This window comes from Comamonas sp. (genome assembly GCF_036666375.1).
Classification (GTDB): Bacteria; Pseudomonadota; Gammaproteobacteria; order Burkholderiales; family Burkholderiaceae_C; genus Comamonas.
Window position 1 is genome coordinate 1 of sequence record NZ_JAVWWA010000157.1, and the last position, 7,750, is coordinate 7,750.

Consider the following 7,750-nt stretch of genomic DNA (forward strand, 5'->3'; position numbering starts at 1 on the left):
TCGCAGATCGGGCAGTCCAGCGGGTGGTTGATGAGCAGAAACTCCATCACCGACTGCTGGGCCTTGATGGCCTTTTCGCTCTTGGTGCGCACGATCATGCCCTGCGTCACGGGTGTGGCGCAGGCGGGCATGGGCTTGGGCGCCTTTTCCACGTCCACAAGGCACATGCGGCAGTTGGCCGCAATGGAAAGCTTCTTGTGATAACAGAAGTGAGGAATGTAGGTACCGGCCTTCTCGGCGGCATGCATGACCATGCTGCCCTCGGTAATCTCTACCTTCTGACCGTCCAGTTCAATTTCAACCATATGCTTGTCTCGCGATCAGGCCGCCGTGGCGGTCTGTTTGGAAGCGCTCTGGATCTTCGCTTCAAACTCTGGGCGGAAATGCTTGATCATGGCGCGCACCGGCATGGCAGCCGCGTCGCCCAGCGCACAGATCGTGCGCCCCATGATGTTCACGGACACCGAGTCCAACAGCTCGATATCCTCAGGCCGGCCTTGGCCGTTCTGAATGCGGTGGACCACGCGCCACAGCCAGCCCGTGCCTTCACGGCAAGGCGTGCACTGGCCGCAGGACTCATGCGAATAGAAGTACGACAGGCGCAGCAGGCACTCGACCATGTCGCGCGAATCGTCCATGACGATCACGGCGCCCGAGCCCAGCATGGAGCCGGCCTTGGCGATCGAGTCGTAGTCCATCGTGCATTGCATGATCACGTCGGCGGGCAGCACGGGCGACGACGAGCCGCCGGGGATCACCGCCTTGAGCGTGCGACCCTTGCGCACGCCGCCGGCGAGCTCGAGCAGCTTGGAGAACGGCGTGCCCATGGGCACTTCGTAGTTGCCAGGCATCTCGACGTCACCGCTGACCGAGTAGATCTTGGTGCCGCCGTTGTTGGGCTTGCCGCACTCGAGGTAGGCCTGGCCGCCGTTGCGGATGATCCAGGGCACGGCCGCGAAGGTCTCGGTGTTGTTGATGGTCGTAGGCTTGCCGTACAGACCGAAGCTCGCGGGGAACGGCGGCTTGAAGCGCGGCTGGCCCTTCTTGCCTTCGAGCGACTCGAGCAGCGCGGTTTCTTCACCGCAGATATAGGCGCCGAAACCATGGTGGGCGTGCAGCTCGAAGCTGAACGCGCTGCCCATGATGTTGTCGCCCAGGAAGCCGGCGGCACGCGCCTCTTCCAGCGCGGCTTCGAAGCGGTCATAGACCTCGAAGATCTCGCCGTGGATGTAGTTGTAACCCAGCGTGATGCCCATGGCGTAGGCCGCGATGGCCATGCCTTCGATCACGATGTGCGGGTTGAACATCAGGATGTCGCGGTCCTTGCAGGTACCGGGTTCGCCTTCGTCCGAGTTGCACACCAGGTGCTTCTGGCCGGGGAACTGGCGGGGCATGAAGCTCCACTTCAGGCCCGTGGGAAAGCCCGCGCCGCCGCGGCCGCGCAGTCCCGATTCCTTGACGGTGGCAATCACCTGGTCCTGGGTCAGGCCTTCGCCGCCGTCCTGGGCCAGGATCTTGCGCAGGGCCTGGTAGCCGCCGCGCGCGACATAGTCCTTGAGCGACCAGTTGCTGCCGTCCAGGCCCGCATAGATCTGGGGCTCGATGTGGCGGTCGTGGAAGCAGGTCTCGTTGCCCGTGGCGGCAAAGCGCGCCAGAACGTCTTGTGCAGCGCGGCTCATTCTTGACCTTCCGCGGCGCGCAGGCCGTCGACCAGCTCGTCGAGCTTGTCATTGGTCATGAAGCTGCACATGCAGCGGTCATTGACCAGCATCACCGGCGAGTCGGCGCAGGCGCCCAGGCACTCGGACTGCTGCAGCGTGAACATGCCGTCGGGCGTGGTCTCGCCCATCTTGATGCCCAGCTTGGACTCGAGGTGGTGCAAGGCCTTGTAGCCATCGCGCAGCTGGCACGGCAGGTTGGTACAGACGTTGAGCTTGTACTTGCCTGTGGGCTGCTGGTTGTACATGTTGTAGAACGTGGTCACTTCATGCACGGCGATCTGGGGCATGCCCAGGTAGTCGGCAATGATGGCCTCGTTCTCGGCGCTGACCCAGCCCTCTTCCTGCTGGACGATGGACAGACAGGCCATCACAGCCGATTGTTTCTGGTCGGCCGGGTACTTGGCCACCTCGCGCGCAAAGCGCGCTTTAGTCGCTTCAGTCATCATCGGTCAATCTCTCCGAACACGATATCCATGGTGCCTATGATTGCCACGGCATCGGCAATCATGTGGCCGCGGGCCATCTCATCGAGCGTCGCCAGATGGGCGAAGCCGGGCGCGCGGATCTTCAGGCGGTAAGGCTTGTTGGCACCGTCGCTCACCAGGTAGATGCCGAACTCGCCCTTGGGATGCTCGACGCACGCATAGGCTTCGCCTTCGGGCACGTGGAAGCCTTCGGTGAACAGCTTGAAATGGTGGATCAGCTCTTCCATGTTGGACTTCATCGACTCACGCGATGGCGGCGCCACCTTGTGGTTGTCGGTGATGACCGGGCCGGGATTCACGCGCAGCCAGTCGACGCATTGCTTGATGATGCGGTTGGACTCGCGCATTTCGGCCACGCGCACCAGATAGCGGTCGTAGCAGTCGCCGGTCACGCCCACGGGCACGTCGAAGTCCAGGTCGCCATAGACTTCGTAGGGCTGGGTCTTGCGCAGGTCCCAGGCAATGCCCGAGCCACGCAGCATGGGGCCGGTCATGCCCAGGTTCAGCGCGCGCTCGGGCGGCACGACGCCGATGCCCACGGTGCGCTGCTTCCAGATGCGGTTCTCGGTCAGCAGGGTTTCGTACTCGTCCACGCAATGCGGGAAGCGCTGCGTGAAGTCGTCGATGAAGTCGAGCAGCGAACCCTGGCGGTTGCGGTTGAGCTGTTCGATGGCCTTGGCGTTCTTGACCTTGCTGACCTTGTACTGGGCCATGCTTTCGGGCAGGTCGCGGTAGACGCCGCCCGGACGGAAATAGGCCGCGTGCATGCGCGCGCCCGAGACCGCTTCGTACATGTCCATCAGGTCTTCGCGTTCGCGGAACGTGTAGATCAGGATGGTCGAGCTGCCGCAGTCATTGCCGTGCGAGCCCAGCCACATCAGGTGGTTCAGCAGGCGCGTGATTTCGGCGAACATCACGCGGATGTACTGCGCGCGCTTGGGCACTTCGAGGCCCAGCAGCTTCTCGATCGCGAGGCAGTAGGCGTGCTCGTTGGACATCATGGACACGTAATCCAGTCGGTCCATATAGGGCAGCGACTGGATGTAGGTCTTGTGCTCGGCGAGCTTTTCGGTCGCGCGGTGCAGCAGGCCGATGTGCGGATCGGCGCGTTGCACCACTTCGCCGTCGAGCTCAAGCACCAGACGCAGCACGCCGTGCGCTGCCGGGTGCTGCGGTCCAAAGTTCAGGGAATAATTTTTGATTTCAGCCATGTGCGTCTACTCAAGATGCAAAGCATCTCAATGCAGGCCTCCGTACTTCTCTTCGCGGATGATGCGCGGCGTGATTTCACGCGGCTCGATGCTGACGGGCTGGTACACCACGCGACGCTGTTCGGCGTCGTAGCGCATTTCGACATGGCCGGACAGCGGGAAATCCTTGCGGAAAGGATGGCCGATGAAACCATAGTCGGTCAGGATGCGGCGCAGGTCGTTGTGGCCGTCGAAGACGATGCCGAACAGATCGAAGGCTTCGCGCTCGAACCAGTTGGCCGAGTTCCAGATGTCGCTGACCGAAGCCACGACAGGGAAATCGTCGTCCGGGCAGAACACGCGCACGCGCACGCGCTGGTTGAGGCTCACCGACAACAGGTGCGACACCGCGGCATAGCGCAGGCCGTCGCGACCGACTTCGGCATAGGCCGAGTAGTCGATGCCACACAGGTCGATCAGCTGCTCGAAGCGGCAGTCGGCGTGGTCCTTGAGCACCGACATGGCCTGCAGGTAATGCGCTGCGGCCACTTCGACGGTCACTTCACCCAGGGCCACGGTCACGCTGCGGGCGCGATCGCCCAAAGCAGCAGCCACCAGATCCCGAAGTTTTTCGGGCTGAATTGCAATTGCGGTCATCATCGAGCCTTTAAACGCGGGCGATGGTATGGGTGCGGCGAATCTTCTGCTGCAGCTGGATGATCCCGTAGATCAGTGCTTCTGCGGTTGGCGGGCAACCAGGCACGTAGACATCCACCGGGACGATGCGGTCGCAACCGCGCACCACGGAATAGCTGTAATGGTAGTAGCCACCACCATTGGCGCAGGATCCCATGGATATGACCCAGCGCGGCTCCGACATCTGGTCGTAAACCTTGCGCAGGGCCGGAGCCATCTTGTTGCACAGCGTACCGGCAACAATCATCAAGTCGGATTGCCGCGGGCTGGCACGGAACACCTCGGCGCCGAAACGACCCAGGTCATAGCGCGCCGCGGCGGTATGCATCATTTCGACCGCGCAGCAGGCCAGACCAAAGGTCATGGGCCAGAGCGAACCGGTCTTGGCCCAATTCACCACGGAGTCATAGCTCGTGGTGATGAAGCCTTCCTTCATCACGCCTTCGATCATCGTGTTTCCTTATTGAATACCGGTCATTCCCAGTCCAGCGCACCTTTTTTCCACTCGTAGGCAAAGCCGACGACCAGAATGGCCAGAAAGATCACGACAGCGGCGAAACCTGCCAGACCCACTTCTTGGAGCGACACTGCCCAAGGAAGGAGAAAAGCGATTTCCAAATCAAACAGGATGAACAGGATGGCCACGAGGTAGTAGCGCACGTCGAATTTCATACGTGCGTCCTCGAAGGCTTCAAAGCCACATTCGTAGGGGGAATTCTTGGCGGCGTCCGGACGATTGGGGCCAAGCAGATAGCCCAATGCCAGAGGCAGGATGCCGATGGATGCACCCACCAGGATGAACAGAAGAACGGGGAGATACTGATCGATGTTCATCTGGGGCTCATACCTTCTTCAAAGGCACGCCCAGCACGATCACAGCCTGATCATCTGGGCAGGCTTTGCATATATTATGGTGCCGTCGGCGAGACTCGAACTCGCACAGCTTTCGCCACTACCCCCTCAAGATAGCGTGTCTACCAATTTCACCACGACGGCTTCGTCTCAATCTTTTCTTCCGGGAAGCTAGAGGTGTCTTGTAAGACTTTGACCTCCCGGACAATCTAAGTATTCTACTCTGAAAAACCCCTACTAAAAGAGATTTCTCAGAATTTTCCAATTACTTGGTTGGAATCTGCGCCGCGCCTTCGGCCGGTGCTGCGGGCACCGCTGCGGGAGCATCGCCAGCCGCAGGAACCGGCACGCTCACCGCTGCGCCTTCGAGCACGCTGCCCGTGGTCGGTGCGCGGTGGTTGCCGATATAGGCCAGCGCCAGGGTCGCGACGAAGAACACCGCGGCGAGGATACCCGTCGTGCGCGACAGGAAGTTCGCGCTGCCCGAGGCACCGAACAGGCTGCCCGAGCTGCCGCCGCCAAACGACGCACCCATGTCGGCACCCTTGCCGTGCTGGATCAGGATCAGGCCGATCATGGCCAGTGCGGTCAACATCTGGATGGCCAGGATCACGCTTGCAAATGCATTCATTTCTTCAACTCCTCAACTAACAATAAAAGTGCAGCGCCTCAGTCGGCGGCGGCAATGATCTGCAGGAAATCGGCGGCCTTGAGCGCCGCGCCGCCCACCAGACCACCATCGATATCGGGCTGGGCCAGCAGTTGCGCGGCGTTGGCCGCGTTCATGCTGCCGCCATACAAAAGCGCAATGCCGTCGGCATGGGTGGTCGCCGCGGCCAGCTGGGCGCGCAGCACCGCATGCACTTCCTGCGCCTGCTCGGGCGTGGCCGTGCGGCCGGTGCCTATGGCCCAGACGGGCTCGTAGGCCACGACCAGTTCGGTCACGCAATGGCCAACCGCGTGCACCACGGCCGCGAGCTGGCGCTTGACCACGTTCTCGGTTTCGCCGGTTTCACGCTCGGCAAGCGTCTCGCCCACGCAGACGATGGGCGTGATGCCCGCGGCCAGCGCGCGCTGCGCCTTGGCGGCCACGACCGCATCGGTCTCGCCATGGTACTGGCGGCGCTCGGAGTGCCCCACCAGCGTATAGCGCACGCCGAATTCGCGCAACATTTCCACCGAAGTCTCGCCGGTGAAGGCGCCGACCGCATGCTGCGACACGTCCTGCGACGCGAGCGCGATGCGGCTGCCGTCGACCAGCGCCTGGACCTGCGCCAGATACGGCGCGGGCACGGCGACCGCGACGCCGCAGCCGGAGTCACCCGACTGCGCGGCCAGGCCATCCTTGAGCGCGGCGATCAGCGCGGCATTGGCAGCCAGGCTGCCGTTCATCTTCCAGTTTCCGACGATGAGTTTTTTCTTCATGATTACCATGTCAAAACGATTTTTCCGGTGTGCTCGCTCGATTCCATCAGCGCATGCGACTGCACGGCTTCTTCGGCGGCGAATTGGCGAAAGATCACCGGGCGCACCTTGCCCGATTCCAGCCAGGGCCAGACATTCTCGCGCAAGGCCTTGGCGATCTCGCCCTTGAAGGCCACGGGACGCGGACGCAGGGTCGAGCCCGTGATCACCAGGCGCCGGCGCAGCACCAGGCTCGCATCGAACTGGGCCTTGACGCCGCCCTGCACCGCAATGATCACCAGCCGCCCGTCTTCCGCGAGGCAGTTGACTTCCCGTGCCACGTAATCGCCGGCGACCATGTCGAGGATCACGTCCACGCCCCGGCCTTCGGTGATGCGCATCACCTCGGCCGCGAAATCCTGGGTGGCGTAGTTGATTGCGTGGTCGGCGCCCAGCGCGACGCAGTTGTCGCACTTGGCATCGGTGCCCGCGGTGACTATCACCTGCGCGCCCCAGGCCTTGGCCAGCTGGATCGCGGTGACCCCTATGCCGCTGCTGCCGCCCTGCACCAGCAGCGTCTCGCCCGGTTGCAGCGCGCCGCGCTGGAACACATTGCTCCAGACGGTGAAATAGGTCTCGGGCAGCGAAGCCGCCTCGACATCCGACAGGCCCTGGGGAACGGGCAGGCATTGCGCCACGGGAGCGACGCAATACTCGGCGTAACCACCACCGGCCACAAGCGCGCAGACACGGTCGCCGACCGCGAGGCCCGCAGCCGCCATGGCCTGGGCATCGCCGCTTTCGACCACGCCGGCAACTTCGAGGCCGGGCAGCTCCGAAGTGCCCGGAGGCGGAGCGTAACGGCCCTTGCGCTGCAGCACGTCGGGACGGTTGATGCCGCTGGCCGCAACCCGGATCAGCAACTCGCCAGCACCGGCCACGGGGGCCGGATGCTCGGTCAGCCGCAGAACCTCAGGGCCTCCGGGGGATGTGATTTCGACAGCGCGCATGGGCAATCTCACGAAAAAGGGAAAGGAATTCGGGCGTCAACTGCAGCCGCAGTTACGGGCCTGGCAGAAACCAAAAAATCGGCCTCCCATGACGGAGGCCGATTTCTCAGCGGAGCAGCGGATTATTGCTGCTGTTGCTGCTGCTGGTCATTGGCACGCGGCGCACGGGGCTCGCGCGAATCACGCTGCTCGCGCGGCTCGCGGCGCTCGGCGGGAGCCGGACGGTCGCTGCGCTGCTCGCCTGCGGGACGCTCGGCCAGGGCCTTCATGGACAGCTTGACGCGGCCCTTTTCGTCGGTTTCCATGACCTTGACCTTGACGATCTGGCCTTCGCGCAGGTAGTCATTGACGTTCTCGACGCGCTCGTGGGCGATCTGGCTGATGTGCAGCAG

At 62.9% G+C, this 7,750-nt stretch carries 11 protein-coding genes and 1 tRNA gene; all 12 read right to left on the minus strand.

All coding sequences use genetic code 11. The annotated features are described in order from the left end of the window. Positions 1-305: 2Fe-2S iron-sulfur cluster-binding protein (locus RR928_RS23255; RefSeq protein WP_332684427.1), on the minus strand; the 305-nt coding region annotated here is incomplete at its 3' end. Between the two features lie 15 nt (positions 306-320). Continuing rightward, the gene (gene nuoF, locus RR928_RS23260; protein ID WP_332684429.1) at positions 321-1,679 is read right to left on the minus strand and encodes an NADH-quinone oxidoreductase subunit NuoF; all 1,359 of its coding nucleotides are present in this window, start codon (positions 1,677-1,679) and stop codon (positions 321-323) included. Beyond that, the gene (gene nuoE, locus RR928_RS23265) at positions 1,676-2,167 is read right to left on the minus strand and encodes an NADH-quinone oxidoreductase subunit NuoE (protein ID WP_332539070.1); all 492 of its coding nucleotides are present in this window, start codon (positions 2,165-2,167) and stop codon (positions 1,676-1,678) included. The genes nuoF and nuoE overlap by 4 nt, the downstream gene beginning before the upstream one ends. Continuing rightward, positions 2,164-3,417, minus strand: a complete 1,254-nt coding sequence (locus tag RR928_RS23270) for an NADH-quinone oxidoreductase subunit D (protein WP_332539072.1) — start codon at positions 3,415-3,417, stop codon at positions 2,164-2,166. Before RR928_RS23270 ends, nuoE begins: the two co-directional genes overlap by 4 nt. Before the next feature lie 27 nt (positions 3,418-3,444). Further along, positions 3,445-4,053 carry an NADH-quinone oxidoreductase subunit C gene (locus tag RR928_RS23275; protein WP_332539073.1) on the minus strand — a complete coding sequence of 203 codons (609 nt, stop codon included), beginning with the start codon at positions 4,051-4,053 and terminating at the stop codon, positions 3,445-3,447. Positions 4,054-4,063: 10 nt separating this feature from the next. Then, positions 4,064-4,543: a NuoB/complex I 20 kDa subunit family protein gene (locus RR928_RS23280; protein WP_175504774.1), complete on the minus strand. Its 480-nt coding sequence runs from the start codon at positions 4,541-4,543 to the stop codon at positions 4,064-4,066. A gap of 23 nt (positions 4,544-4,566) precedes the next feature. Then, a complete protein-coding gene (locus RR928_RS23285; protein ID WP_332539074.1) occupies positions 4,567-4,926 on the minus strand; it encodes an NADH-quinone oxidoreductase subunit A in 360 nt (119 codons plus the stop codon). A gap of 77 nt (positions 4,927-5,003) precedes the next feature. Then, a tRNA-Leu gene (locus tag RR928_RS23290) sits at positions 5,004-5,088 on the minus strand. Between the two features lie 121 nt (positions 5,089-5,209). After that, positions 5,210-5,575, minus strand: coding sequence for a preprotein translocase subunit SecG (gene secG / locus RR928_RS23295; RefSeq protein ID WP_332539075.1), 366 nt, complete (start codon positions 5,573-5,575; stop codon positions 5,210-5,212). Between the two features lie 38 nt (positions 5,576-5,613). After that, positions 5,614-6,369 carry a triose-phosphate isomerase gene (tpiA, locus tag RR928_RS23300; protein WP_332539077.1) on the minus strand — a complete coding sequence of 252 codons (756 nt, stop codon included), beginning with the start codon at positions 6,367-6,369 and terminating at the stop codon, positions 5,614-5,616. A 2-nt stretch (positions 6,370-6,371) separates the two neighbouring features. Further along, a complete protein-coding gene (locus tag RR928_RS23305; RefSeq protein ID WP_332549801.1) occupies positions 6,372-7,358 on the minus strand; it encodes an NAD(P)H-quinone oxidoreductase in 987 nt (328 codons plus the stop codon). Positions 7,359-7,480: 122 nt separating this feature from the next. Next, positions 7,481-7,750: S1 RNA-binding domain-containing protein (locus RR928_RS23310; protein ID WP_332684433.1), on the minus strand; the 270-nt coding region annotated here is incomplete at its 5' end.

Bases quoted from the DNA above. Each gene is read 5' to 3' on its own strand.
- secG (WP_332539075.1), bottom strand. From the start codon at position 5,575: ATGAATGCATTTGCAAGCGTGATCCTGGCCATCCAGATGTTGACCGCA.
- RR928_RS23305 (WP_332549801.1), bottom strand. From the start codon at position 7,358: ATGCGCGCTGTCGAAATCACATCCCCCGGAGGCCCTGAGGTTCTGCGG.
- RR928_RS23280 (WP_175504774.1), bottom strand. From the start codon at position 4,543: ATGATCGAAGGCGTGATGAAGGAAGGCTTCATCACCACGAGCTATGAC.
- RR928_RS23275 (WP_332539073.1), bottom strand. From the start codon at position 4,053: ATGACCGCAATTGCAATTCAGCCCGAAAAACTTCGGGATCTGGTGGCT.
- nuoF (WP_332684429.1), bottom strand. From the start codon at position 1,679: ATGAGCCGCGCTGCACAAGACGTTCTGGCGCGCTTTGCCGCCACGGGC.
- RR928_RS23270 (WP_332539072.1), bottom strand. From the start codon at position 3,417: ATGGCTGAAATCAAAAATTATTCCCTGAACTTTGGACCGCAGCACCCG.
- tpiA (WP_332539077.1), bottom strand. From the start codon at position 6,369: ATGAAGAAAAAACTCATCGTCGGAAACTGGAAGATGAACGGCAGCCTG.
- nuoE (WP_332539070.1), bottom strand. From the start codon at position 2,167: ATGATGACTGAAGCGACTAAAGCGCGCTTTGCGCGCGAGGTGGCCAAG.
- RR928_RS23285 (WP_332539074.1), bottom strand. From the start codon at position 4,926: ATGAACATCGATCAGTATCTCCCCGTTCTTCTGTTCATCCTGGTGGGT.